The organism is Dyella jiangningensis, assembly GCF_003264855.1.
Classification (GTDB): domain Bacteria; phylum Pseudomonadota; class Gammaproteobacteria; order Xanthomonadales; family Rhodanobacteraceae; genus Dyella; species Dyella jiangningensis_C.
Map to the genome: position 1 here is coordinate 366,637 of NZ_NFZS01000004.1, position 25,837 is coordinate 392,473.

At 66.2% G+C, this 25,837-nt stretch carries 20 protein-coding genes, 1 tRNA gene and 2 pseudogenes; 7 read left to right on the forward strand and 16 right to left on the reverse strand.

Annotated elements, in window-relative coordinates; all coding sequences use genetic code 11:
• Positions 1-58: 58 nt before the first annotated feature.
• A complete protein-coding gene (locus CA260_RS14245) occupies positions 59-460 on the reverse strand; it encodes a carboxymuconolactone decarboxylase family protein (RefSeq protein WP_111983728.1) in 402 nt (133 codons plus the stop codon).
• Entirely contained in the window at positions 457-720 is a 264-nt protein-coding gene (gene grxC / locus CA260_RS14250) for a glutaredoxin 3 (RefSeq protein WP_111983729.1), read from the reverse strand. The genes CA260_RS14245 and grxC overlap by 4 nt, the downstream gene beginning before the upstream one ends.
• A gap of 258 nt (positions 721-978) precedes the next feature.
• Between grxC and CA260_RS14255 the strand changes: the two genes are divergently transcribed.
• From CA260_RS14255 to CA260_RS14285, 7 genes are all read left to right on the forward strand, one after another.
• Entirely contained in the window at positions 979-2,661 is a 1,683-nt protein-coding gene (locus CA260_RS14255) for a M48 family metalloprotease (protein WP_111983730.1), read from the forward strand.
• A gap of 117 nt (positions 2,662-2,778) precedes the next feature.
• On the forward strand, positions 2,779-3,468 hold the full coding sequence (phoB, locus tag CA260_RS14260; protein ID WP_038616383.1) for a phosphate regulon transcriptional regulator PhoB: 690 nt from the start codon (positions 2,779-2,781) through the stop codon (positions 3,466-3,468).
• A gap of 89 nt (positions 3,469-3,557) precedes the next feature.
• Positions 3,558-4,826, forward strand: coding sequence for a phosphate regulon sensor histidine kinase PhoR (phoR, locus tag CA260_RS14265; RefSeq protein WP_111983731.1), 1,269 nt, complete (start codon positions 3,558-3,560; stop codon positions 4,824-4,826).
• Positions 4,827-4,913: 87 nt separating this feature from the next.
• Positions 4,914-7,016 (forward strand): polyphosphate kinase 1, encoded by a 2,103-nt coding sequence (gene ppk1, locus CA260_RS14270; protein ID WP_111983732.1) that lies wholly within the window; start codon positions 4,914-4,916, stop codon positions 7,014-7,016.
• 70 nt (positions 7,017-7,086) lie between these two features.
• Positions 7,087-8,604: a Ppx/GppA phosphatase family protein gene (locus CA260_RS14275; protein ID WP_111983733.1), complete on the forward strand. Its 1,518-nt coding sequence runs from the start codon at positions 7,087-7,089 to the stop codon at positions 8,602-8,604.
• Positions 8,605-8,689: 85 nt separating this feature from the next.
• On the forward strand, positions 8,690-9,397 hold the full coding sequence (locus CA260_RS14280; RefSeq protein WP_111983734.1) for a peptidylprolyl isomerase: 708 nt from the start codon (positions 8,690-8,692) through the stop codon (positions 9,395-9,397).
• Between the two features lie 6 nt (positions 9,398-9,403).
• A complete protein-coding gene (locus CA260_RS14285; protein ID WP_111983735.1) occupies positions 9,404-10,132 on the forward strand; it encodes a UDP-2,3-diacylglucosamine diphosphatase in 729 nt (242 codons plus the stop codon).
• 18 nt (positions 10,133-10,150) lie between these two features.
• On the opposite strand, the gene CA260_RS14290 is transcribed toward CA260_RS14285, so the two are convergent.
• The 14 genes and pseudogenes from CA260_RS14290 to CA260_RS14350 all read right to left on the reverse strand — a co-directional run bounded on the left by CA260_RS14290 (position 10,151) and on the right by CA260_RS14350 (position 25,825).
• Positions 10,151-10,978, reverse strand: a complete 828-nt coding sequence (locus CA260_RS14290; protein WP_172461853.1) for a methyltransferase domain-containing protein — start codon at positions 10,976-10,978, stop codon at positions 10,151-10,153.
• A 500-nt stretch (positions 10,979-11,478) separates the two neighbouring features.
• A tRNA-Ser gene (locus CA260_RS14295) sits at positions 11,479-11,571 on the reverse strand.
• A 74-nt stretch (positions 11,572-11,645) separates the two neighbouring features.
• Entirely contained in the window at positions 11,646-11,846 is a 201-nt protein-coding gene (gene csrA, locus CA260_RS14300; RefSeq protein ID WP_038616369.1) for a carbon storage regulator CsrA, read from the reverse strand.
• 260 nt (positions 11,847-12,106) lie between these two features.
• Positions 12,107-14,743, reverse strand: a pseudogene (alaS, locus tag CA260_RS14305) (alanine--tRNA ligase).
• An 83-nt stretch (positions 14,744-14,826) separates the two neighbouring features.
• Positions 14,827-15,318, reverse strand: a complete 492-nt coding sequence (locus tag CA260_RS14310; RefSeq protein WP_111983737.1) for a regulatory protein RecX — start codon at positions 15,316-15,318, stop codon at positions 14,827-14,829.
• Between the two features lie 4 nt (positions 15,319-15,322).
• Positions 15,323-15,478 carry a hypothetical protein gene (locus CA260_RS21190; protein WP_172461854.1) on the reverse strand — a complete coding sequence of 52 codons (156 nt, stop codon included), beginning with the start codon at positions 15,476-15,478 and terminating at the stop codon, positions 15,323-15,325.
• A gap of 7 nt (positions 15,479-15,485) precedes the next feature.
• Positions 15,486-16,043, reverse strand: coding sequence for a beta-lactamase hydrolase domain-containing protein (locus tag CA260_RS14315; protein ID WP_172461855.1), 558 nt, complete (start codon positions 16,041-16,043; stop codon positions 15,486-15,488).
• A gap of 19 nt (positions 16,044-16,062) precedes the next feature.
• A pseudogene (gene recA / locus CA260_RS14320) lies at positions 16,063-17,093 on the reverse strand (recombinase RecA).
• Between the two features lie 388 nt (positions 17,094-17,481).
• Positions 17,482-17,988: a CinA family protein gene (locus tag CA260_RS14325; RefSeq protein WP_111983739.1), complete on the reverse strand. Its 507-nt coding sequence runs from the start codon at positions 17,986-17,988 to the stop codon at positions 17,482-17,484.
• A 90-nt stretch (positions 17,989-18,078) separates the two neighbouring features.
• Positions 18,079-19,227 (reverse strand): dipeptidase, encoded by a 1,149-nt coding sequence (locus CA260_RS14330; RefSeq protein WP_238149768.1) that lies wholly within the window; start codon positions 19,225-19,227, stop codon positions 18,079-18,081.
• A complete protein-coding gene (locus CA260_RS14335; RefSeq protein ID WP_238149769.1) occupies positions 19,211-20,611 on the reverse strand; it encodes an amidohydrolase family protein in 1,401 nt (466 codons plus the stop codon). Before CA260_RS14335 ends, CA260_RS14330 begins: the two co-directional genes overlap by 17 nt.
• A gap of 171 nt (positions 20,612-20,782) precedes the next feature.
• Positions 20,783-21,622 (reverse strand): uroporphyrinogen-III synthase, encoded by an 840-nt coding sequence (locus tag CA260_RS14340; RefSeq protein WP_111983741.1) that lies wholly within the window; start codon positions 21,620-21,622, stop codon positions 20,783-20,785.
• Positions 21,623-21,656: 34 nt separating this feature from the next.
• The gene (cysG, locus tag CA260_RS14345) at positions 21,657-23,090 is read right to left on the reverse strand and encodes a siroheme synthase CysG (RefSeq protein WP_111983742.1); all 1,434 of its coding nucleotides are present in this window, start codon (positions 23,088-23,090) and stop codon (positions 21,657-21,659) included.
• A gap of 29 nt (positions 23,091-23,119) precedes the next feature.
• Positions 23,120-25,825 carry a nitrate reductase gene (locus CA260_RS14350; RefSeq protein ID WP_111983743.1) on the reverse strand — a complete coding sequence of 902 codons (2,706 nt, stop codon included), beginning with the start codon at positions 25,823-25,825 and terminating at the stop codon, positions 23,120-23,122.
• Positions 25,826-25,837 lie beyond the last annotated feature (12 nt).

The window sequence follows — 25,837 nt, forward strand, 5'->3', positions numbered from 1 at the left end:
ACTCGCACGCGTCAACGGAGCGGCAAGGAGCCCGCCACTCCGCGTGTGTCCAAGGGGCTCAGCCGTGGCTGGCGCAGTCCGCCCCGGCAGCCCCGCCGGATTCGAGCTGGTCGAGGAAATCCACGGCGCGGCGCAAGTGCGGGATCACGATGGACCCCCCCACCACCAGGCCGACACTGAAGGTCTCGAAAAACTCTTCGCGCGTCACGCCGGCCTCCTTGCACTGGGCGACGTGGTAGCTGATGCAGTCATCGCAGCGCAGCACCATCGAGGCCACCAGGCCCAGCAGCTCCTTGGTCTTCACGTCCAGGGCGCCGGGCTTGTAGGTCTGCGTGTCCAGCGCGAAGAAGCGCCTGACGACCTGGTTGTCCTCCGAGAGGATGCGCTCGTTCATGCGCTGGCGGAACGCGGTGAATTCCGCGACGCGATCCTTGCCGGCCTGCTCGTCGGACTTGCTCATGCGGTGGTCTCCAGCAGCTGGGCGAGCTTGCCGTTGCGATCGGCCGCGGCGAGATCGTCGAAACCGCCCACGTGGTGACCGTTGATGAAGATCTGCGGCACCGTGCGACGGCCGCCGCTGCGCGCCAGCATGATCTCGCGCTGCGCGGGATCGCTATCGACGCGCACTTCCGTCCACTCCAGTCCCTTGGACTTGAGCAGGTTCTTGGCGGACACGCAGTAAGGGCACACTGCGGTGGAATAGACCTCGATCTTGGGCACGACAAACTCCGAAACCGAAAATTAATACGACTGTTTGAAGATGGGGCTGGCCACCCGGCTAAACAAGCCAATGGATGCTGAACTGACGCCTTCAGCGGGTGTCCCACAATGGTATTGTCGCTGACCTATGCGAATGGCACCACGCCCCGCCTTCAAAGCCCCAGGACCCGTTGCCGTCCATGCACCAGACCACCGGCGCATGGTCGATCCAAGGACAGCAGAACGCATGCCGACACCGTTTTCCGGGGCAGGACGCCCATGAACCGCCTTTCGCTCTCCCGCCTGGCGACGGCGTTGCTTTGCGCCGGACTGACGTTCAGCGCACAGGCGCAGGATCGCGACGTGCGCCTGCCCGACCTCGGCAGTTCAGCCAATGCGCTGATCTCCCCGCAGGAGGCCCAGGATTACGGCGCCGCCATGCTGCGCCAGATGCGCTCGCTCGACATGGTGCTGGACGACGCCCTGCTCGACGACTACATCAACGACCTGGGCTATCGCCTGGTGTCCGGCAGCGAGAAGCCCAAGGATCATTTCCATTTCTTCATCGCGAAGGAAAACATCATCAACGCGTTCGCCGCGCCGGGCGGCTATATCGCGGTGAATTCGGGCCTGATCGTTCTCACCAACAACGAGAGCGAACTGGCCGGCGTGATCGCCCACGAAATCGGCCACATCACGCAGAACCACCTGCAACGCGCGTTCGAAGCATCGAAGAAGGACACGCCACTGATGGCGCTGGTACTGCTGGGCGCCATCGCCGCGGGTGCGGGCGCCGGTGCGGGCGATGCGGCCGGCGCCATCCTGATGGGCGGCCAGGGCCTGCTGATGCAACGCCAGATCAACTTCACCCGCAAGGACGAAATCGAAGCCGACCGCGCGGGCATCCAGACACTGGCCAACGCCGGTTACGACCCGGCGGCCATGGCCTCGTTCTTCGGCCGCATGGAAGACACGCTGCGCGTAGGCACCGGCGGCGACCTGGGCGATACGCCGGCGCTGCTGCAGGACCACCCCGTCACCATGGACCGCATCAGCGACGCCAAGGCGCGCGCCGGCACCCTGGCGGCACGCCAGAAGCAGCGTCCCAACGGCTCGACGCTGGACAAGACGCACTGGGAAAAGACAACGGCGCCCATCGCCTTCGTGAAGGATCCGACGTCGCTCATCAATCGCGACACGGACGGCGTGGACAACTTCCTGCTGATGCGCGAGCGCGTCCGCGTGCTGTCCAACGATCCGGGCCAGATGACGTCGTACTACGCCTCCAGCCTGAAGAACGACCACAATTTCGACGTTCCTTCCAACCGCTACGGCTATGCACTCGCACTGATACGCAGCAACAACGGCAACAAGGCCGCGGAAGAGCTGCAGCCGCTGCTGACGGCCCATCCGGGCAACCAGGTGCTGCGCCTGGCCATGGCCGACGCCAAGCTGCAGGCGGGGCGCCGCGCAGAAGCGCTCGGCATCTACGCCGATCTCAACCAGCAGTCACCGCGCAATCGTGCGATCGCGCTGGGCTATGCCAAGGCGCTGATCGAAGGAGGCAGCCAGGACGACAGCCGGCAGGCGGCCGCCATGCTGATGCCGATGCTGGACAACAACGACGAGCCCGAGCTCTACCGCACCTATGCGCGAGCCAGCGACAAGGCCGGCGACACGGTGCGGGCCGGCGAGGCCTATGCCGATGCCTCCTATCTGTCTGGCCGTCCGTTTGACGCCATGGAGCAGCTCAAGCGACTGCTGAAGCGCCCCGACCTCGACTACTACGCCCGGGCGCGCATCCAGGCGCGCATCAACGACCTCACGCCGCTGGTGATGGAACTGCGCAAGCGCAGGGTGCAGACGGACGACAACCCCGACGGGCGAAGCCAGCAGCCGCTGCAAAACGGTTCGGCGTGCCAGGGCCGCGTCTGTTTCAGCGCCAACGAAGCGCGCCGCTGAGCCATTTCGTGACGCCATGAGGCTGCCGTCACGTTGCGGCAACGTGAAATGTCATCGCGGCGTAACATTCCCCCGTTGCAATAATTGCGTCATAGGCCCCCACAGCGGACCCCACGCGTGCACAAACGCATCCTGATCGTCGAAGACGAAGCCTCGATCCGCGACATGGTCGCCTTTGCCCTCCGCAAGGCGGGCATGGACGCCATCCACGCCGCCGACGCCCGCGCTGCCCAGTTGGCCATTGCCGAACAGGTACCGGACCTGATCCTGCTCGACTGGATGCTGCCCGGCACCAGCGGCCTGGAACTGGCCCGCCGCCTGCGCAAGGAAGAGCTGAGCCGCGAAGTACCCATCATCATGCTCACCGCCCGCGGCGAGGAGATGGATCGCGTCAACGGACTGGAAGCCGGCGTGGACGATTACGTCGTCAAGCCGTTCTCCACCCGCGAACTGGTGGCGCGCATCAAGGCGGTGCTGCGCCGCAGCCAGGGCGACGATGGCTCGGGCATGGTCGAACTCGGCGGCCTGCGCATTGACGGTCCGGCGCACCGCGTGTTCGCCGGCGACGATGCGGTGACGATCGGGCCGACCGAATATCGCTTGTTGTACTTCTTCATGACGCATCCCGAGCGTGTCTACTCGCGCGCGCAGCTGCTCGACCACGTGTGGGGCGGCAGCGTGTACGTGGAAGAACGCACCGTGGACGTGCACATCCGCCGCCTGCGCAAGACGCTGGAACCATGGAAGCTCGACGACATGGTGCAGACCGTTCGTGGCGCGGGTTACCGTTTCTCCGCCAGCCCCTGAGGCGCCTGCGCCCGACAGCGCTATTGCGGGCAAGCAGGCTTTTGCCGATGCTGGCGCACCGCCAGCCCGGCATCGATGACTGACCGCCCATGCCTTACCTCTTCGACCGCTCGTGGAAGCTGCCGGCCGCACTGGTCGCCGGATGGCTCGTGGGCGGCGTTTTGGGCTGGCTTGCCGGAGGCCATGTGGCCACGGGCGTAGCGCTGGTCGCCATCGCGGAAATCGTCTTGCTTCTGACCCAAATCCGTCATCAAGCGCAGCACATGATGACGCAAAGTTCCACGGTGACCTCCCTTCAGCATGACCGTTTCATGACGCGCTCCCGCCGCATCGCCTCCAGTCTGCGCGACTTGCGCAGCGCCGCCGGCAGCCTGCCGGATGCGGTCGTCCTGCTCGACACCGAGCAGCACGTCCGCTGGTTCAACCATGCCGCCGAAGACCTGCTGGGCCTGCGCCGCCCGCAGGATCGCGGCGCGCATCTGGATGAACGCCTCAGCACGACGGAACTCGCCGGATGGCTGAAGGAAGGCGCGCGCGAGCCGCTCAACGACGTGGCGGCGCCGGGCCATCCCAATCGCCACATCAACGTCACGCTGCTGCCGTTCGGTCGTCGCCAGCGCCTGCTGCTTGCCCGCGACATCAGCCACCTCACGCGACTGGAACAGATCCGTCGCGACTTCGTGGCCAACGTATCGCACGAACTGCGCACGCCGCTCACGGTGATCCACGGCTATCTCGAACTGATCGATCCGGAAGACGTGCCGGAACTCGCACCGGTGCTCAGCGAAATGCGCGCGCAATCCAAGCGCATGGGACAGATCGTCGAAGACCTGCTCACCCTCTCTCGCCTGGAAACCCAGGACCACGTGCAGGACGAGCGCGTGCAGATGACGCCGCTGCTGGCCACCATCCGCAAGGAAGCCGAAGCGTTGAGCCAGGGCCGCCACCAGATCACGGTCGAGTCCACCGCCGAGTCGGATCTGCTCGGCTCGGTGAAGGATCTGCACAGTGCGTTCTCGAACCTGGTGAGCAACGCGGTTCGCTACACGCCCACCGGCGGCCGCATCACGGTGCGCTGGCGCCGCACGCCGGAAGGCGCGGTGTATTCGGTGAGCGATACCGGCTACGGCATTCCGGCGACGCATCTGGCACGCCTTACCGAACGCTTCTATCGCGTCTCGTCCAGTCGGTCGCGCGAAAGCGGCGGCACCGGCCTGGGCCTGTCCATCGTCAAGCATGTGTTGAACCTGCACCAGGCACGCCTGGACATCCAGAGCGAACCGGGCCAAGGGTCCACGTTCTCGTGCTGGTTCAGCCAGGAAAGGCTGCTGACGCCGGGCGGCACCGATCCGGATTGACGCTAGCCCGGGACGCCAGCTGAACGGCCGTCACAGTCCGCGGCACTGCGCCATGTAACAAAACGCCGCATCGGCCAGAATGTCGGGATGCGCCGCAAACCTGCCACTCCTTCGCCCGTTGCCGATCGTGCTGCCCCTGAGCTCTACCTCAGCCGTGAACTGGCGGCGCTCGAATTCAATTTCCGCGTGCTGGCCCAGGCACGCGACACGCGCATCCCGCTGCTGGAACGCCTGCGCTTCCTGAGCATCGTCGCCAACAACCTCGACGAATTCTTCGAGGTGCGCGTGGCCATGCTCAAGCACCATCACATGTTCGGCTCGGCCGCGCCGGGACCGGACGGCCTGTCGTCGGGCGATCTGCTGTCGCGCATCCGCAAGCGCGTGCTCGACCTGGTGACCCAGCAATACACCACCTGGCAAGAGGAATTGCGCCCCGCGCTGGATGCCGAGGGCATCCATTTCCTCACCCGGTCGCACTGGACCGAGCGCCAGAAGCGCTGGCTGCAGGGCTACTTCGAGAACGAAGTGATGCCGGTGCTTTCGCCGCTGGGCCTGGATCCGGCGCATCCCTTCCCGCGCATCCTCAACAAGACGCTCAACATCGCCGTCGTACTCAAGGGCCGCGATGCGTTCGGTCGCGAAGGGCACATGGCGCTGGTCCGCGCGCCGCGCTCGCTGCCACGCATCATCCGCCTGCCCGACGAGGTTTGCGACGGCGGCGTGCATTACATCTTCCTCGCCGAACTGCTGCAGGGATTCGTCGACCTGATGTTCCCCGGCTTCAAGGTGGCCGGCGCCTACCAGTTCCGCGTCACCCGCAACAGCGAGTTGATGGTGGAAGAGGCCGAAGTCGACAACCTCGCACGCGCACTGAGCGAGGAATTGCTGGGCCGCGGTTATGCGCGGCCGGTGCGGCTGGAAATCGGCAACGACTGCCCGAAGTCCATCGTCTCCATGCTCATCGCCAATTTCGAGCTGGAGGAAACGGACGTCTATCGTTGCGACGGCCCGGTCAACATCATCCGCGCCGGCACCATCTATGACGGACTGGATCGCCCGGAACTGAAGTTCCCGCGATTCATCCCGCAGTTGCCCGCGATATTCAACGACAGCCGCTGCAAGTTCGAAGTGCTGCGCCAGCGCGACGTGCTGCTGCACCATCCGTACGAATCCTTCGCCGCGGTGGTGGACCTGCTGCGCCAGGCCGCGCAGGACCCCGCCGTGCTCGCGATCAAGCAGACGCTCTACCGCGCCGGCGTGGACACGCCGCTGGTGGACCTGCTGGTGGAGGCCGCGCGCAACGGCAAGGACGTCACGGTGGTGATCGAGCTGCGCGCGCGTTTCGACGAAGAGGCCAACATTCGCCTTGCCACGCGCCTGCAGGAAGCCGGCGTGCAGGTGGTGTATGGCGTCGTGGGCTTCAAGACGCATGCCAAGATGCTGCTGATCGTGCGCCGCGAAGACGACAGCCTGCGCCGCTACGTGCATCTGTCGACCGGCAACTATCACCAGGCCAACAGCCGCACCTATACCGACATCGGCTTGATGACCGCGCATCCGGGCATCGGTGAAGACCTGCACAAGGTGTTCCAGCAGTTGTCGGGCCTGGGGCCGGTGATCGAGCTGCATCACCTGCTGCATTCGCCGTTCACGCTCTACCGCAATGTGCTGGAGAAGATCGAACGCGAGACGAACCATGCGCTGGCCGGCAAGCCCGCGCGCATCGTCGCCAAGCTCAACGCGTTGAACGAAGCGCACGTGATCCAGGCGCTCTATCGCGCATCGCAGGCCGGCGTGGAAATCGACCTGATCGTGCGCGGCGCGTGCACGCTGCGCCCTGGCCTGCCGGGCGTGTCGGAGCGCATCCGCGTGCGCTCGATCGTGGGACGCTTCCTCGAACACAGCCGCGTGTATTGGTTCGCCAACGACGGCGCGCCGGAGCTCTACTGCGGCAGCGCGGACTGGATGGAGCGCAACCTGATGCGCCGCATCGAGGTCGCCTTTCCCATCCTCGACCCGGCGCTGGCCAAGCGCGTGTACGACGAAACGCTGGCGAATTATCTTGCCGACAACGTCGACGCCTGGCTGCTGGACGGCAAGGGGCGCTACACGCGGGCCCAGGCCGGCGATGCCCCGCCGCACAGTGCCCAGCAGTGGCTGCTCGACAAGCTGGTGCCGGCCACGGCGTGAGTCACTGCGGCTTCGCGACAGCCTGCCAGCGTGAGAGAATCCACACCTTGCAGCCCGACGTGAGTCCCGCATGAGCCAAGGCGATCAGACCCCAATCAAGGACGGCGAACTGATCGCCGCCGTGGACATGGGATCCAACAGCTACCACATGGTGGTGGCGCGGGTGGAACACGGCGAACCCCGCGTGATCGATCGCCTGCGTGAAACGGTACGCATGGCCGCCGGCCTGCGCGCCGACGGCACCTTGGATGCGGAACATCGCGCCCGCGCGCTCAACTGCCTCGCCCGCTTCGGCCAACGCATCGCGGGCGTACCGTCGATCCGCGTGCGCGCGGTCGCCACCAATACGGTGCGCCGCCTGGCCTCGCCGCAATCGTTCCTGACGTCCGCCGAAACCGCGCTGGGACATCCGGTGGAAATCGTCTCCGGTCGTGAGGAAGGCCGCCTGATCTTCCTGGGCGCCTCGCACGACCTGCCCGCGTCGCGCGAAAGCCGGCTGGTCATCGACGTCGGCGGCGGCAGTACCGAATTCATCATCGGCCGCGGCTTCGCGCCGATGCATACGGAAAGCGTGCAGGCCGGTTGCATTGCTTCCACGCTGCGCTTCTTCCCGGGCGGCAAGCTCAATCGCAAGCGCTGGCAGCGCGCCAACAACGAGATCGGCGTGCTGCTGCAGCAGTTCGCGGAGGACTACCGCGAGTCCGGCTGGGTCGAGGCCTATGGTTCGTCCGGCACCGCCAAGGCCATCGGCTCGGTGGTGCAGGCCATGAAATTCTCCGACGACGGCATCACGCCGGCATCCCTCGCTGCCCTGCGCGACGCCCTGCTGAGCCAGGGACAGATCAGCGCGCTGAAGCTGCCAGGCCTCGCCGAGGATCGTGCGCCGGTGATCGCCGGCGGCGTGGTGATCTTCGAGGCCGCGTTCGAGGCGCTGGGCATCGAGCGCATGCGCGTCTGCGAAAGCTCGATGCGCGAAGGCCTGCTGTGGGACCTGATCGGCCGTGCCGGCGGTACCGATCCGCGCACGTCGAGCATCGATGCGCTCGCCAACCGTTACGGTGTGGATCGCGCCCAGGCACGCCGCGTGGAATCGACGGCGCTGATGTTCTTCGACCAGATCGCCCGCTCGTGGAAGCTCGACGGCGAGGCGCGCGAATGGTTGTCGTGGGCATCGCGCGTGCACGAGATCGGCCTGGCCATCGCTCATAGCCAGCACCATCACCATGGTGCCTACATCCTGCGCCACGCTGATCTGGCGGGTTTCTCCCGGCAGGAGCAACAGCTGCTCGCCGCCATCGTGGAGGCGCACCGCCGCAAACCGGACAAGGCCTCCTTCTCCGCCCTGCCGCAACGCTACCGGCAGCTCGCGCGCTACATCACCGCCCTGCTGCGCCTTGCCGTGCTGTTCCGTCGCGCGCGCCGCGCCGAATCGCTGCCGCAGATGCAGCTGGGCGCCACCAGCCACCGCATGCGCCTGCTGGTTCCGTCGTCGTGGCTGGAACAACACCCGCTCAGCGAAGCCGACCTGGAGCAGGAGCAGATACCGATGAACGAGCTGGGCCTGCTGCTGGAAGTCCATCCGTACTGAGCCTGACCGCACCCGCGCCTTCCGGGGCCCACTACGTCCCACCGCCGCGTATCATGTCCTGATGCCACACGTCGCCCAGCCCGCCATGACCCGAATCCTGCTCGCCGTCGCCCTGTTGATGTCGCCGCTCGCGCTCCAGGCCCAGGCCGCCAAGCCGGCCCCGGCGCCCGCCGCGCAACCGCATCCGGAAGTGGTGCTGCACACCTCACAGGGTGAAATCACCATCGAGCTCTATCCCGACAAGTCGCCCAAGAGCGTCGCCAACTTCCTGCAGTACGTACGCGACGGCTTCTACAGTGGCACCGTGTTCCACCGCGCCATCCAGGGTTATCTGGTGCAAGGGGGCCTGTATACGCGCGACCTGCAGCCCAAGCGCACGCGCTCGGCCATCGCAAGCGAGGCGGATAACGGTCTATCCAATCTGCGCGGCACCGTCGCCGTCGCACGCGGGGCGGACCCCAACTCGGGCACGGCGCAGTTCTTCTTCAATCTCGTCGACAACCGCCGCCTCGACTTCGTGGGCAACCAAAGCGGGCTGACTTGGGGCTACACCGTGTTCGGCAAGGTGGTCAAAGGCATGGACGTGGTCGACAAGATCGCCGCCCTGCCCACCCGTGGCCTGGGGCCGTTCGCCACCGACGTACCCAATCCACTGGTGGTGATCGACAGCGCCAACGTGGTCGGCGAGGCCGTCCCGGGCGACGAATCGAAACCGGCGGCGACCAAGCCGGGCACGGAGAAGGCCACACCGGCACCTGCCAAGTCCGCCGACAAGCCCAAGTCCAAGGGCTGAGGCGCCATGGCCACGCTGTTCATTGCCGACCTGCATCTGGACGACAGTCGTCCGCGCATCACCCACCTGTTCGAACAGTTCCTTGCCAGCGACGAAGTGCGCTCGGCCGATGCGCTCTACATCCTGGGCGATCTCGTCGAAGCGTGGATCGGCGATGACGACGACGCCGAACTGCCGGGCCGTATCGCGCTGGCCACCAAAACGCTGCGGGACGCCGGCGTACCGGTGTATTTCATGGTCGGCAATCGCGACTTCCTGCTCGGCAAGGAGTTCGCCGGACGCGCAGGCTTCACGTTGCTCCATGACGGCACGGTGCACGAGCTGTATGGACGCCCCACCCTGCTGATGCATGGCGACGTGCTCTGCACCGACGACATCGCCTACCAGACCGTCCGCAAGCAGGTACGCACGCCCGAATGGATGGCGCAGGTGCTGTCCATGCCACTGGAGGCGCGGCGCGCCTTCGCCGCCAAGGCACGCGAGGACAGTCGCGCACATACCGGCAGCACCATGGAAACCATCATGGACGTCAACGCCGACGCCGTCGCCGAGACGATGCGCAACGCGGGCGTGACGCGCCTGATCCATGGCCACACGCATCGTCCGGCCATCCATCGTTTCGATTTGGACGGCCAGCCGGCCGAACGCATCGTGCTGGGCGACTGGTATGAGCAGGGCTCGGTGTTGCGCGTCACCCCTGACGGCGCTGAACTGCGCGGCCTTGCGTTGCCCTGAAACCGGATTTCGCTGGCGCTAGGGTGCTCCGGTCACCAGCGTGAACGTATGGATGAAATGGAAGTCGGGACGCCGCAACGCATAAGCGGCATGCTGCGGGTCGCATAATCGCTCGAGTTCGGCGTAATCCTCTTCTGCCAGGTACGGCTTCAAACGCTCGCCCCAGGTCTGGCGGAAGATCGCTTCCTGCAGATAGGCCTCGGTGGCGGCATCGACCGGCGACAGGCGCTCGATGGCCACCGTTTGCGCGCGGATATCACCCAGGCCCGCTTTGCGCATGAGACCGACAAGCGCGCGTACCGCGGCAAGATCGCGCTCGTCCAGCGCGTAGCGGTCGCGGTAGTACTGCCGTACCGCCTCGTTCACGAGGCGCTCCAGCCGAAGGTCCCACGCAAAATACATGTCTGGCAGGAACGCGCTCTGTCCGAGCGCGATACGGCCCCCATGCCGCAACAGCGACGCCATCCTGCGCAGCGCATCGGTGGCGTCGCGCAGGTGGTTGATGGTGTTCGCGCACCAGATGAAATCCAGGCTGTTCGCATGCAGCGGCAGTCGCGTGAGATCAGCCTGCAGCAGGCCGGTGGGGACGCCGTGCGATGCGGATGCAGCGATGTGGGGCGCCGAGAGATCCACGCCGAGCGCGAGCCCTTCGGGACCGACGATGTCCGCCAACCGCTGCAGCGTTTCGCCGGTGCCGCAGCCGGCATCGAGCACGTGCATGCCAGGCTTCACGCCCGCAACCTCCATGAGCGATTGCAGGTCGGGCCCGGCGAACGCGTTGAACAGCTGCAGCTTGCGCGCGTAGTCGCGCTGCGGATGATCGCCCAGTGGGCCAGCAGATGTCATGTCACCTCCGCACGGAAGAATCGCATCGCCATCATCGCGGTATGCGGCTGTTCTGGACAACATGGCGGCGTGCAAGATCGCTTCTTCGCCAGATATGCAAAAAACCGTTCGAGGCTTTGTCGACGACTCGGTTGCGTGGCGCGAGGGATTGTTCGGCCCATCCATGGGCCTCACCCCTCCGCGCTTGCGCGCTCCGGGGCCAGCATTCGGCTGTCCAACAAGTTCCTGACAAATTTGTCGAACGGAGGCTTCGTCCACACACCTCTCTCCGCCAGATACGCAAAAAGCCCCGGGTGAGGCTTTGTTGAACGACGCGATTGCGTGGGGCGAGGGATTGTTCGGCCCATCCGTGGGGCCTCACCCCTTCGCGCTTGCGCGCTCCGGGGCCAGCCTGCGGCTGTCCAAATTTGTTCCTGACAAATTTGTCGAACGGAGTGTTCGTCCACACCTCTCTCTCCGCCAGATACGCAAAAAGCCCCTCGCGGGGCTTTTTGCGTATCTGGCGGAGAGAGAGGGATTCGAACCCTCGATAAGGCTTTTGACCCTATACTCCCTTAGCAGGGGAGCCCCTTCGGCCTCTCGGGCATCTCTCCGAATTTTGTCCGCATCACTGCGGAGCCGGCAAGGATACTAACCGGCGCGCTCTAGGTAAAGCTTTTATCGCCTGTCAGTGTTCGCCAGTTTCGCCGGAAGCATCCGGCTCGTGCTCGTTCTTGATCCGCTGATAGATCTCTTCACGATGCACCGCGACGTTCTTGGGGGCATTGATGCCAATGCGCACCTGGTTGCCCTTCACGCCCAGAACGGTAACGGTCACCTCGTCACCGATCATCAAGGTTTCACCGACCCTGCGGGTCAGAATCAACATGTTTGCCACTCCATGAATACTTTGGTCATAGGCCAACAGACGGCTCTGCCTCACCCCTGAGCTTTCACCGTCTGGACAGTTCGACGATCGTACCGCCGAAGGCCCTACCGCCTTCCCCGGTTCACAGACTCAGCATCCCCTGTGATGCCATGTCGGTCGACACCGTCGCAACCAGCGGTGTCGGCAGTTTTGATACTAGCCGAGCGTCCGCGGACAGCGCAATGCGTAAACGGGAACGGAGTCTGAGCGATAGCTTCGCTTCAGGAAGCCAGGCGCTCACCGATCCAGCCTGCCAGGCCGTTCAGGATGCGCGGCAAGTCAGCGCTGTCGTTGCCACCGCCCTGGGCCATGTCGGGACGACCACCGCCCTTGCCGTCGATCTGGCTGGCCACGTGGGACACCACGTCGCCGGCCTTGACGCGGCCGAGCGCCTTGCCGCCCACGCCCGCGACCAGCGACACGCGCCCGTCGGCCGCGCCGGCCAGCAGGATCACGCAATCGGCCAGCTGCTGCTTGAGCTGGTCCATGCTGTCGCGCAAGGCTTTCGCATCCAGGCCTTCCAGGCGCGCGGCGATGACCTTGATGCCGCCGATATCCTGCGCAGAGGAAGCAAGGTCGGCCGTCGCCGAACCCGCCGCCTTCGCGCGCAAGGATTCCAGCTCGCGCTCGAGCTTCTTCTGTTTGTCGAAGAGCTGGCGCAGTTTCTCCACGGCGTCGTCACCGGACGACGACAGCAGCTGTGAGAACTCGCCGAGACGGCGCTCTTCATCGGCCACGTAAGCCAATGCGCCGGCGCCCGTCACCGCTTCGATACGACGCACGCCCGAGGCCACGCCGGCCTCGGCGACGATCTTGAACAGGCCGATGTCGCCGGTGCGACCCACGTGGGTGCCGCCGCACAGCTCGGTGGAGAAATCGCCCATCTTCAGCACGCGCACTTCGTCGCCGTACTTTTCGCCGAACAAGGCCATGGCGCCGAAATCGATGGCTTCGTTGTAACCCATGTGATGCACTTCGGCGGCATCGTTGCGGCGCACCTCGGCGTTCACCAAGGTTTCGATCTCGCGCAATTCTTCCGCGCTCATTGGCTTGAAATGCGAGAAGTCGAAGCGTAGGCGCTCCGGCGCGACCAGCGAGCCCTTCTGCGTGACGTGTTCGCCCAACACCTTGCGCAGCGCGGCGTGCAGCAGGTGCGTGGCGGAATGGTTGAGCACGATGGCCTGGCGACGCGTGCCGTCGACATTCGCATCGACCACGTCGCCCACGCGCAGGGCGTGCTTGCCACTCCAGCGGCCCGCGTGACCAAAGAACACGCCGCCCATCTTGAGCGTGTCGCCCACCGCGAACGCGCCCGACGCGTTCATCAGTGAACCGGTGTCACCCACCTGGCCGCCCGACTCGGCGTAGAACGGCGTGCGATCGAGAATGACCAGGCCGTCTTCACCCTCGTCCAGCGCATCGAACTGCTTGCCGCCACGCACGATGCCGACGACCTTGCTGCCCTGGCTGGTCAACGCCTCGTAGCCGAGGAAATGCGTGGGCGACAGCTGGCTCGCCAGTTCGGCCGGCATCTGGCCCTTGGCCTCGAACTTGCCGCCTTCGCGGCTGCGCTCCTGTTGCTCCCTCATGGACTGCTCGAAGCCGTCCATGTCGACCGTGAGGCCGCGTTCGCGCGCGATGTCGGCGGTGAGATCGATCGGGAAGCCGTAGGTGTCGTACAGGCGGAACGCATCGGCGCCCGGAATCGTGCCGTTGGCCTTGGCGGCGACGGCATCGAACAGGCGCATGCCGTTCTCCAGCGTCTCGCCGAAGCGACGCTCCTCGGTGCGCAGCGCGTCTTCGACGAAGCCCTGCTTCTGCGCGAGCTCCGGATAGGCCTCGCCCATTTCCTCGACCAGCGGCTGCACCATCTTCCAGAAGAAATCGCCGCGCACGCCCAGCATCCAGCCGTGGCGCAGCGCGCGACGGATGATGCGGCGGAGCACGTAGCCGCGACCTTCGTTGGACGGCAGCACGCCGTCGACGATGAGGAAGGAGCAGGCACGGATGTGGTCTGCGATCACGCGCAGCGACTTGTTGGCGAGATCCTTGGTGTTCGTGAGTTGCGAGGCGACCTTGATCAGGTGCTGGAACAGGTCGATCTCGTAGTTGGAATGCACGTGCTGGAGCACGGCGGCCAAGCGCTCCAGGCCCATGCCGGTGTCCACGCACGGCGCCGGCAGCGGCGACAGCGTGCCGTCGGGCGTCGCGGTTGAACTGCATGAACACGAGGTTCCAGATTTCGATGTAGCGGTCGCCGTCTTCTTCCGGCGAACCCGGCGGGCCGCCGCCGACGCCCGGGCCGTGGTCGTAGAAGATCTCGGTGCACGGGCCGCACGGGCCGGTGTCGGCCATCTGCCAGAAATTGTCGGACGCGTACGGCGCGCCCTTGTTGTCGCCGATGCGGATGATGCGCTCGGCCGGCACGCCGACTTCCTTCTCCCAGATGTCGTAGGCCTCGTCGTCGGTGTGATAGACGGTGACCCACAGCTTGTCCTTCGGCAGCATGAGGACGTGGTCAGCAGCTCCCACGCATAAGCGATCGCGTCGCGCTTGAAGTAGTCGCCGAACGAGAAGTTGCCGAGCATCTCGAAGAACGTGTGGTGGCGCGCGGTGTAGCCGACGTTGTCCAGGTCGTTGTGCTTGCCGCCCGCGCGCACGCAGCGCTGCACGTCGGCCGCGCGCACGTACGGCAGCTTCTCGCTGCCCAGGAACACGTTCTTGAACTGCACCATGCCCGAGTTGGTGAACAGCAGCGTGGGATCGCTGGCCGGCACCAGGGAGCTGGACGGCACGATGGTGTGCCCTTTGGAGCGGAAATAGTCGAGGAAGGTCGAGCGGATTTCGGCAGTTTTCATGCGGCTGGGGAGGACCTGGCGGATAGGTCACGCCCGCGGAACGGCGCCGAAACGCCGCTTACCCGCCCCAAGTCGCGGGGAGGTCAGGCTTCATCGTCGGCTGCGTCGTCCACGTCGGCGTGGGTAACACTCCGTACTGTGGCGGCGGGAAAGCCTCGACGCAAGAGAAATTGCGCCCGGCGGGCCCTTTCTTCGCGATCTGGCGCCGATCCGGTGCCAAAACGCCGCCTCAGCTGGGCCAGCGCGTTGGCGTCCCAGTCCACCTCGGCGTCATCCAGCACGGCGCGGATCCTGGCATCGGACAGGCCGTGGCTTTTGAGCTCAGCCCGCAGGCGCATCGGCCCGTAGCCTTGCGCCGCACGGCTGCGCACCAGCATCTCGGCGAAGCGGTCGTCGTCCTGGTAGTGCTGCTCGCCAAGGCGATCGAGCGCCGCGCCAGCCTCTTCGCTCTCGTAGCCCTTCTGCCGGAGCTTGAGTTTCAGCTCGCGCCGCGAATGCTCGCGCCGCGCAAGCAAGCCCAGCGCCTTGTTGTAGGCACTGGGCTTGTCGGTCTTGTCGTCACGGTCGCGCGCCATAGCCCTAGCAGCGGAAGTCGATGAGGCCGAAGTACAACGCGCCGATGACGCCAAGGACGGCGCCCAGCACCAACCCCACGGCGACCACGATGATCGTCAGCGCCGCCTTCCGACCCGAGGCCCGGGATGGCTGCAGCGCGTCGGCGACGTGGATAGCCATGGCGAGGTCAGCCTGCGCGTGGACGGGCCGCGATGCGGGCCTGGATCTCGGCGCCCAGATCATCCACCGGCTGGCCCACGTCCAGCACGACCTTCCTGATGGCCCGCGCATCGAGACCGCCGGGGCGCGATGCCTCGGCCAGGGCCCAGGTGCGGGCTGCGCGACGACCGCTGCGGCAATAGAGCAGCACGGGCCGGGGCTCGCTTGCCAGCGCCTTCTGCAAGGCGTTGACGGCACCGTCGGGAATGGCGCCATGCGGCACCGGGACGTAGCTGAAGGCCAATCCGGCGCGACCTGCGGCATCCGCCATATCGCTCGACGAAGGCTGCGCCGCCACTTCGCCGTCCGGACGCAGATCCACCACGGTGGCGAAACGCTGCTGCCGCAACAGCGCCAATTGCGGCGGGCCGATCTGCTCGGAAACCCATACGCCGTCGGCCAGCGGTTTCATCGATATGGCCTGCGAAAGCGGAGGATGGGCAAAGCGTTGGTACGCCGCCCACCCCATGACGGCGGCGGCGCCCGCCAGAACGGCGATGAAGAAGCTTCCCTTCAGTCCCGGCATGGCGCCTCCGTTGCGTCGATCAGGCCTCTTCCGTTTCCACCGCCGGCAGCGGCGAGTTGCCATTGCTCACCAGCAGGCGGGTGCGCAGCTCGGCGTCGATCTCGTTGGCGATGGCCGGATTGTCGCGCAGGAACTGGCGGACGTTTTCCTTGCCCTGGCCGATGCGGTCACCCTTGTAGCTGTACCAGGCGCCGGACTTGTCGATCAGGTTCTGCGCCACGCCCAGCTCGATGATTTCGCCTTCGCGCGAGGAACCCTCGCCGTAGAGGATCTCGAACTCGGCCTGGCGGAACGGCGGCGCCACCTTGTTCTTGACCACCTTGACGCGGGTCTCCGAACCGATGACTTCCTCGCCCTTCTTCACCGCGCCGATGCGGCGGATATCCAGGCGCACCGACGCGTAGAACTTCAACGCGTTGCCGCCGGTGGTGGTTTCCGGGTTGCCGAACATCACGCCGATCTTCATGCGGATCTGGTTGATGAAGATCACCAGGCAGTTCGTCTTCTTGATCGTGCCGGTGAGCTTGCGCAGCGCCTGGCACATCAGGCGCGCCTGCAGGCCGGCAGCGAGTCGCCCATTTCGCCTTCGATTTCGGCCTTCGGCACGAGCGCCGCGACCGAGTCGATCACGATCACGTCCACGGCGCCCGAGCGCACCAGCATGTCGGCGATTTCCAGCGCCTGTTCGCCGGTATCGGGCTGGGAGACCAGCAGGTCGTCCACGTTGACGCCCAGCTTGGCGGCGTAGGTCGGGTCCAGCGCGTGCTCGGCGTCGACGAAGGCCGCGGTGCCGCCGTTCTTCTGGCAGTTGGCGATGACCTGCAGGGTCAGCGTGGTCTTGCCCGAGGATTCCGGACCGTAGATTTCGACCACACGGCCGCGCGGCAGGCCGCCGACGCCCAGGGCAATGTCCAGGCCCAGCGAGCCGGTGGACACGGTGTCGATGGCGTCGTCGGTGCGATCACCCAGGCGCATGACGGCGCCCTTGCCAAACTGCTTTTCGATCTGGCCGAGGGCCGAGGTGAGCGCCTTGCGCTTGTTGTCATCCATCGTCTTGAATCCTGGGGTGGCAGTGAATGAAGGCATGATGCCCGCGTCTGGTCTCACGGGCTGCGATCTGTAGCTAAGAGCCTGTTCAATATCCCTGCATAGCTCGCGTTGACCATCTGCGCCCGCCAGGGTGTGGGGCCTGGCGCAGTGCCTGACTGGCTGTCAGGTCAAGCCGCTTACCGCTTGCCGGCGGGCGCAGATGGACAACCCTCCGGGCCGGGTCTGTTTGCCCGCACGCCGGCGTCATCACTCGGTTGTGTATCGACATACACGCCCTCGTTCTTCCTTGGCCTGCGAGCAAACAGCTCCCGGCGCGGGCTATGCAGGGATATTGAACAGGCTCCGAGTATCCCACACCGGTCAAGCCGGCCTGGAAAGGCATCGGGAATCAGTCCGTCAGCGCCTTGATGACGCCCTTGAGGGCCGCCGCCACCGTTTGCCGGCGCACGGCCTCGCGGTCGCCGTCGAAATGGAACAGCTGGGCGTGGGCGTAGCCGCCGCGGCGCTTCCAACCGATCCAGACGGTGCCGACCGGTTTGTCCGCTGTACCACCGCTCGGCCCGGCGATGCCGGTCACGGCAACCGCCATACCCGCACCGAAACGCGCCAGTGCACCCGAAACCATTTCCAGCGCGGTCTCCTCGCTGACCGCGCCGGTGCGCTCCAGCGTGCGCGGATTGACGCCCAGCAGGGCTTCCTTGGCCTCATAGCTATAGGTGACCACGCCCGCATCGAACCAGGCGGAGCTGCCCGGCAGGTCGGTGAGCGTCTTGGCGATCCAGCCGCCCGTGCACGACTCGGCGGTGACCAACATGAGGCGCTGGCGCAGCGCGGAAGCTGCGATCTGCTCGGCCAGCTCCTTGAGCTCGGCATCGGTGGGAACGGACAACGTCATGGCAATTCCTGGGGACGGCGCAAGCCGCTCGTTCTACCCTGCCGGGGCGATCCCGCCAAGGGCCGCGCGCCCATGCGCCGCATGAAGCCTTCAGCTTCCCCAGATGGTTTCCGCGTAGCGGAGAAAATTCAGCCCGAGGATTTTCTCGATTCGCCCGGACGAATAGCCCTTCCGCTGCAGCAACTGCGCCAGCTTGTGGAATTGCTGCGGGCCACGCAGGTCGACCACGAAGGGATAGGTATCCGGACGCTCCCCCGCGGCGCTGATGCCGGCAGCCCTGCGCCGGGCGATTTCCTTGGCCAGGGTGGCCTGGTAGGCCGTGAGATCGTCGATCTGCGACACCGAGCCATCCGTGCCGATGCCTACATGGTCCTCGCCGCAGACCTGGACGGCGTGGTCGATGTGCGCCACCACGTCTTCCGCCTTGGCGTGGCCGGAGGCGTTGAGAAACGGCATGAAGTAGATGCCGACGAAACCGCCCCGCTCCGCCACCAGCCGCAATTCCGCATCGGTCTTGTTTCGCGGCAGATCGGTCACGGCGCGGCAACCGGTGTGGTTGATCGAAATCGGCGCCTTGGACACCCGCGCTGCTTCCAGGCAGGTCTGCTCGCCGCTGTGCGAAAGGTCGACCATCACGCGGCATTCGTTGAGCCGCGCCACCACCTCGCGACCGAACGGCGTGAGTCCGCGGTTCTCCGGCGCCATCGAACCATCGCCCAACTGGTTGGCCGGGTTGTAGGTGAGCTGGAACACGCGCACGCCGAGGTTGGCGAAGATGTCCACGCGCGTGGCGTCCTTGCCCATCATGGCGCCGTTCTGGAAGCCGTAGATCAGGCCGATCTTCTTCTCTGCCCTGGCGCGCCGGATGTCGCCGGCGGTCAGCACCTTCAGCAGGTCCTGCTCGTGCGCGCGTACCCTCGCATCGGTGGCGGCGATGTCGCGAACGCTGGCTTCGAACGGATCGTCGGGGCCGGACACATAGCCCAGCGTGATGTTCACCGCCGTCAGGCCGGATGCATGGGCCTCGGACAACACGCGCGGCGAGAATTCGGGCACCAGGCCGCCGCCGGAATCGCGGTTCGGATCGTCGAGGCCGCCGAGTGCATTGACGATGATTCCCGCATCCGCCGCATTCGCTGTCGGCACGGGCACGCTGCGCGCTTCCCACGGCAACATCGCCGCCGCAGCCGTCCAGGTCATGCCGGTGAGGAACTTCCGCCGATCATTCGTCGTCGTCATCGCCCATCTCTTCCTTCGTCACCGGTCGATAGTCGGTACGCGGATACACATGCCCGCGCTTCACCGTCATGCGGATGCTGCGGAGATTGCCTATGTCCTTCACGGGGTCGGCCGAGAGCACGGCGAAGTTCGCCAGCTTGCCCGCTGCAAGGGAACCCATGTCCTGCGCCTGGCCCGCGGCCTGCGCGCCGATCAGCGTGGCGGAACGGATCACCTGCAGCGGCGGCATGCCCACGTCGTGCGCGAGGAAGAAGATCTCGTCGTATACGGACGGCCAAACGTCCTTGACGCCGCCGTCGTCATCGGTGCCGGTCGAAATCGGCACGCCGGCTTGCCATGCCTGGCGCACGAGTCGCGTGGTGGTCGGCCCGGTGCAACGCAACGGCTTGCGATCGGGATGCGCCTTGCGCTCGGCGTCGTAATGCACGAACAGGCTGCCCGTCGCGTCCAGGATCGTGCCGTGCTTGAGCATGTCGCGATAGAGACCGGCGATGACCGGATCGTCGCCGGTCTTCGCCAGCAGTTCGTCGTGGAACGGCGTATGGTCCTCGTAGGATTTCAGCATCACCGGTTCCAGCTGATAGGCGAGATAGCACGCATGGCTGACCACATCGACACCAGCGTCGATGACATCGGCCGGGCGCGTCGGAAACACCGCGCTATGTGCCCACACCATGACGTGCTGCCGATGCGCTTCGGCGGTGATCGCCGCCACCCGGTCCGGCGGCAGATCCGCATAGACCTTGATCGCGGTGGCCGAGGTGCCACGCGCCAGCGTCACCGCTTCGCGCAGGTCGGTGTCCTTGTCGATGGCCTGCATCCACGGGCTCTTGCCGGGCGCCACGCCATAGCTCGCCGCTGCCACGCGCGGATCGGCGAAGAACGCCGGGCCGGCCATCACGGCGGCGTAGTAGATGTCGGGCGATGGAATTTCACCCGCCCGCGCCTCGCGCGCCAGCTCGCCGATCGAACGCAGGTCGTCCGCCATGTCGCGCACGGCCGTGACGCCCGCATAGAGGTTGCGCCGCAGGATGGCCTGCGCGCGTTTCGCATCCGGCGGCGTGGCCAGATGCACGTGGCTGTCGATCAGGCCCGGGATCACATAGCTGCCATGGAGGTCGACGGTGTGGACAGCCGTGTCCCCCGCGCTGGCGAGCGATCCATGCGGCCCGAGCGCCACGATCCGTTCGCCGCGAACCAGGATGTCCTGGTTGGGAATGGGCGCCGCACCCGTGCCGTCGATGACGGTGGCGCCGGCAAAGAGCGTCGCGATCTCGGCCGCCGGCTTGGACGACGCTCCTCCTGCGGAGAAAGCAGTGGAGGCGGACAGCGCCAAGGCCAGCGCCGCCATCCCGTGGAAGGCCGTTCGAAAGGGGCTATGCATGGCGGACGATCCTACACAGCGGATTCTCCGGCCCACAAGCCTTCGCGAATACGGCCTTGCGTACCCGCGGCACCGGGGAAATCGCGATGCGAGTACGCGGATGCTTCCCCGATCACGCCTGCCATGGATGCGTGCGGCCTGCCGCCGCGCAACGCACGGGCAGCGACCCGATCATCGCGACAAGGTGTCGATCAGCGCCTGCGTCAGTGGTTTCATGTAGTAGCTTCCCGCGGGAGTGGCCTGCACCTGCACGCCGTGGCTTGCCAGGGCCTCGGCCACGAGAGGTCCTACCGCGGCCACGACCGTGCGTGACAACGCATCCTTCAGCGACCCGAGCTGTGGATGTGCCTGCACCAGCCGCGACAGGCGCTCCACCTGCTGCAGGCTGGTGAATGCCATGGCGTCGATCACGCCCTGCCGCATGCGTTCGAGCATCGCCAGCACCTCCGCATCATCGGCGGCATCCGCGTATCGATAGGGCGCGACGGGCAGTGCATGCGCACCCGCCTCGGCGAGAAAGCACATCAACGGCTCATTGGGGTCGCTGCCGTACAACTGCACACCGATGCGCCTTCCATGTAGATCGAGCTGCGCAAGCGCGGCGATCACGCCCGGCGTCGTGGCCGGTTCGGCGACCAGCGACGGGCGCAGCCCGAGTTCGCGAAGCACCCTGCCCGGCTTGGGGCCACGGGCGATGATGCGCACCTCGGCCAGCCGCTCGACGAATCGCGCACGCCACGCCGGCCGGTGCTGTTCGAGGACGCCAAGCAGGCGGCGCAAGCCTTCGCCTGTCATGAGCACCAGATCGTCGCACGCGCACGCGTTGAAGGACGCCAGCCAGGCGAGCGAGGGCGCCGGATCGGGCGCGTCGCGGATATCCACCAAAGGACAACGCAGCACCTTGGCGCCACGGCGTTCAAGCAAGGCGGAGAACACATCCAGCTCCCGCGACTCGGGAACCGCGATGCACCGTCCGGCCAGTGGACCCGCGGGCTCGACCTGCTCGCTCATGAGCCATGGTCTCCGGGTGGCTCGCGCCTTCGCATCAGGCCACCTTCGCCGGCGGCAACGACACGGCATGCTCAGGTTCCGCGTACTGTTCGCCGGACCACGCATGCTCTGCGGCGAATGCCGCCACCTCGCCGATGATGAGCAGAGCGGGTGTGGTCACCGCATGTTGCCGGATGAGTCGTGGCAGCTCGTCCAGCGTGCCGGTGATCACTCGCTGCTGCGGCAGCGTACCGTTCTCGATGATCGCCACCGGCGTATCCGCCGCGCGGCCATGCGCCAGCAATTGCGCCGTCAGCGCCTCCGCCCGTTCCACGCCCATATAGATGGCCAATGTCTGGCGGGGCCGGGCGAGCATACGCGCATCCAGCGTATCGGTCGCATCCTTCCCATGCGCGGTGAGCAGGCAGATCGACTGCGCATGATCGCGATGCGTGAGCGGAATGCCGGCAAACGCGGCGCATGCAATGGCAGCCGTGATGCCCGGCACCACGTCGCAAGCGACGCCGTGGCGACGCAGGAAAGCAAGCTCCTCGCCGCCACGACCAAACACGAATGGATCGCCACCCTTCAGGCGCACCACGCGCCGGCCTTCGCGGGCATGGGCGAGCATCAGCCGATGGATCTGTTCCTGCGGCACCTGGCGACCACCACAGCGCTTGCCAACGTCGATGCGCTCGGCATCGCGTCGCGCCATGGCAAGGATCTCCGTACCCACCAGTTGGTCGTGCAGGATCACGTCCGCTTCGTTCAACACGCGCAACGCCTGCAAGGTGAGCAAGCCGGGATGCCCCGGGCCTGCGCCGACCAGGGTGACGGAGCCCGCTTGCGGCGCGGCCTGATCGCCATGCAATGCATCGAGCAGGATGCGCTCGGCCTGCTGCGGCTGCGCACGGCGCAGCAATGACAGCACCGGGCCATCGTGCAGCCAATCGTAGAACGCGCGTCGATCCGCAAGGTCGGCCCGCCTTCGCACGATGCGGTGGCGATGACGCTGCGCCAATGCCACCAAGGCGCCCAGCGCGTGGTCCAGCACCTGTTCCAGCGTCTCCCGCACACGACGCGCGAGCGCCGGTGCAGCGCCGGCCGTGGAAATGGCCACCACGAGGGGCGAGCGATCAACCACGGCAGGCACATGGAAGCGCGACAGTTCGGCATCATCCACCACGTTGACCAGGACGCGCCGCTGGTTCGCCGCGGCGGCCACCGCAGCATTGATGGAACGATCATCGGTGGCGGCTATCGCCAGCCACATGCCGTCGAGCCAGGTCGGCGCGAACTCGCTGCACCGCCAGGCGACGCGCCCCTCCTCGACCATGCGTGCGAGCCCTTCATCCAGTCGCGGAGCACCCACCGTCACCTGCGCATCGGCGCCAAGCAGGGCTTCCACCTTGCGGCGGGCGATGCTGCCGCCGCCGACGACCAGCACCGGCAGGCCCGCGAGGTCAGCGAAGAGTGGATAGAGCTTCATCGATGGTCTCCTGTTCGCCTTGCGTCATCTCAGGCATCCGTCTCCGCATGCGCCTCGGCGATCAGCCGCCGCAGTTCGGGAATGCACGACCCGCAATTGCCGCCTGCCCGCAGCGCCGCGGTGATGCCCGCGGGTGTGTCGAGTGCTTTCGCGCGGATGGCTTCGCTGATGGTGTTCCGTCCCACGCCGAAGCAGGAGCACACCACCGGGCCGGCATCGACGCTTCCGCCCGGCGGTTCGCCGGCCAGCAAGGCGATGCGGTCTTCATCGCGCAGCGCGTCGCGAGCGAACAGGCTGGCGAGCCAGTGTCGCGAAGGCAGATCCGGTCCCGGGGACAGCAGCACGCATGACTCGATGCGGCCGTCCTGCACATGCGCCGCGCGATAGACGCCGGTGCCGGGATCCTCGGATTCCACCCAGTCGACATCGGCCGCGTGCGCGCCGAGCCAGGCCTTGGCCCAGGCGCTGCAGTCCTTCGGTCGTTCGCGATGCGCGATTTCGTAGCGAACGAAGCGGTCCCCGCGGATCAATGTCCAGTAGCTGAGCTGCGACGCCGGGAGGAAACGACGGGCGAAGGCAAAGCCGTACCAGCGCACCGGGAACGGTTCCACCCGCACCGGCGTGTGCTTGAACTCCGGTTCGCCCGACACCGGATCGACCACCGGATTCACCAGGCCGCCCACCCGTGCGTCGGACGCGAACTGATCGTTCCAATGGATCGGTACGAACACGTTGCCCGGCAGCACGCCACCGCCGTGGCGGACTCGCGCCACCATCGCACCCCATGACGATTGCACGCGGGCGAGCTCACCTTCGCGCACGCCGCTGCGCAAGGCGTCGTGCGGATGCATGTCCACGTAGGGTTCGCTGATGTGCCCGGCGAGCCTCGGCGATTTGCCGGTGCGCGTCATCGTGTGCCACTGGTCGCGCACGCGGCCGGTGTTGAGCACCAGCGGATACTCGCGATCCGTCCCGTGCACGGGCAAGCGTGCGGTGGTGGCGATCAGCCTCGCGCGACCGTCCGCGTGGGCGAAGTGATGATCGGTGAACAATCGTTGCGTGCCTGTGCCGTCATCGTGCACTGGCCATTGCACCGGCCGCATCGCGTCATATTCCTGATGGTTCAGCGAGGCCAGCCCGCGCAGGTTCAACAGCCGTGTCGCGGCGGGTTGGCCGTCACGTCCGGGCGTATGGTTGCGGAATGCCGTCAGCCGCGCATGCTCGACGAAGATGTCGCGCGGACTGTCAAAGGCGAAACCCTGAGCAAATCCCAATCGCCGCGCCACGTCGCAGATGATCCGCCAGTCAGCCCTCGCTTCGCCGGGTGCGGGCAAGAACGGTCGCTGGCGCGATATGCGCCGCTCCGAGTTGGTGACCGTGCCGTCCTTCTCGCCCCAGCCAAGCGCGGGCAGCAGGACGTGCGCGTGCGCGTTGGTATCGGTACGTTCGATGATGTCCGAGCAGACCACCAGCTCGCAGGCATCCAGCGCGCGCTTCGCGCGATCGGCATCCGGCAGGCTGACCACGGGATTGGTGCCTATGATCCACACCGCCTTGACCCGACCCTCCAGCATGGCGTCGAACAAGGCCACGGCCTTGAGGCCAGGCCGAGAGGCGATGCGCGGCGAGGACCAGAACGTCTGCACGATCTCGCGATGCACTGGCTCGTGCAGCTCCATGTGCGCGGCCAGCATGTTCGCCAGCCCGCCGACCTCGCGTCCACCCATCGCATTGGGCTGTCCGGTGATGGAGAACGGCCCCATGCCCGGCGCGCCGATGCGCCCGGTAAGCAGGTGGCAGTTGATGATGCTGTTGACCTTGTCGGTACCGCTCGACGACTGGTTCACACCCTGCGAGAACAGGCACACCGTGCGCCGATGGCGCGCAAACAGGCGATAGAACGCGAGCACGTCGGCCTGTTGCACGCCGCAGATCCGCGCCACGTGTGCCGGGTCGCCAGCATCGGCCGCCGCGGCTGCCAGCGCCGCATTCAGATCCTCCGTGTGCGCGTCGACGAACTCCGCATCCATCACGCCGTGCTGGAACAGGAAGACCAGCAGCCCGTTGAACAACCAGACATCCGTGCCAGGCTTGATCGGCAAATGCAGGTGGGCCGACTCGCATGTCGCGGTGAATCGCGGATCGATCACCACCAGTTTCGCGCCCTGCTCCTTCGCCTGCGCGATGCGCTGGAACAGCACGGGATGACACCAGGCGGTGTTGGAGCCGACCAGCACCACCAGTTCGGCCTGCTCCAGGTCTTCGTAGCAACCCGGCACCACGTCTTCGCCGAAAGCCCGCTTGTGTCCCGCCACGGCCGACGACATGCACAGGCGGGAGTTGGTGTCGATGTTGGCCGTGCCGAGATAACCCTTGGCCAGCTTGTTGGCGACGTAGTAATCCTCGGTAAGAAGCTGGCCGGAGACATAGAGCGCCACGGCATCGGAGCCATGCTGTTCGACGATGCGGCGGAACCCTTGCGCCACGCGATCCAGCGCTTCGTCCCAGCTCGTGCGATGGAAGGCGCCGTTCTCGCCACGCATCTTCGGATGCAACAGCCGGCCCTGCAGGTCCACCGTTTCCCCGAGCGCGGCGCCCTTCACGCACAGTCGGCCGACCTTGGAATCGTGCGAGGAATCGCCCGCGACATGCACCGCGCCATCTTCCCCTACACGCGCCAGCACGCCACAGCCCACGCCACAATAGGGACAGGTGGTGGCGACCGGCGTGCTCATGGGGCCGCTCCG